A 1,141-nucleotide genomic window follows, 5' to 3' on the forward strand; every position below is an offset into this window, starting at 1 on the left:
TACAGATTTTTTTCTGGCACATGGGGTGTTGCGGTGAAGAACATCTTGCAAGCAACGAGGAATTGATAGCATCTTACGAAGCACAATACGGTAAATTTATGGTTGATGGGACGGGTATGTGGAGACCGATTCCCCCGGGCGATTATCCACGGCTCGAACCCGGGACAACGTCACGAACAATTTTAAATTTATGATTGTAATATTATATACACTACCATTGAAGCATGGCAGCAGAAACCCCACAACAATATCTTATATTCCGTCGGAGCGATGAGAGAATTTTCAACAATAGATTAGACATGACCGTCGATCGTGTATTTATTCATAAACAGACCGGGATGTGTAAAGTTCTTCTCGCGTTTCCGAATGAAGGAGAATACCGCGAATTTCTTAAAGATCTCTCGACGATATATTCCGTGGTAAAAAAACGGAACTACAATTGATTTTTTGTTTTAAAGAAAATATTTGTATTAGGTATAGTACCTTTCACAATGGCAAAACAACAGACGGAAAAAATTATCACGATTGAAGCACGATGCGTCCATATGGACGATTACAAACGTCTTATTTTCGATTTGACAAAAGAAGATTATAATAGACTCAATAAAAAACAAACCGCGGCGGGACTAAAACCCGAGGATAAAAATCCGACATGGGAAACAACGAAGACAGACGAGTACAGAATGCGCGTAAACTTGGATCGTTTCCAAAAGGTCGATTATAAAATATATTTGAACATGGTCGGGAAACGCTACAAAGTTGTTCTCTGTGGGAAACTTTACGACAGCACGGAATACGGGCGAGGCTATACTTGGACGCCACGGCGCTTTAAGCGTCTGTATGAAATTTACCAAGGCGGTGGAGAGAATCACGACGAACCCGCATTTACCCCCTCTAAGCCTCCCGTGTAATTTCTATTTAAACAATTAGTATAGTGTATAATATATATACCATATCAAATGTCCGAGGTAGTTAAACCGAAGAACCCATACACCGCCGCTCGCAAANNAAAGTCGCGGGATACGTACGACGATGGCGGACGGATAATAAAGATTATTTGAGAGAAACGGTTGAGTGCGTCTGTGGTATTTCTGTTAAACGTTGGTGCATGTCAAGGCATGTAAAGACGCAGAAACATGAA

The 1,141-nt window shown here is 41.1% G+C and carries 1 protein-coding gene; it reads left to right on the forward strand.

What is annotated here, in order from left to right; all coding sequences use genetic code 11:
• Positions 1 to 545 precede the first annotated feature (545 nt).
• A complete protein-coding gene (locus GTN70_00695; GenBank protein NIO15518.1) occupies positions 546 to 911 on the forward strand; it encodes a hypothetical protein in 366 nt (121 codons plus the stop codon).
• Positions 912 to 1,141: the final 230 nt, after the last annotated feature.

This window comes from Deltaproteobacteria bacterium, assembly GCA_011773515.1.
Taxonomy (GTDB): Bacteria; Desulfobacterota; Deferrimicrobia; order J040; family J040; genus WVXK01.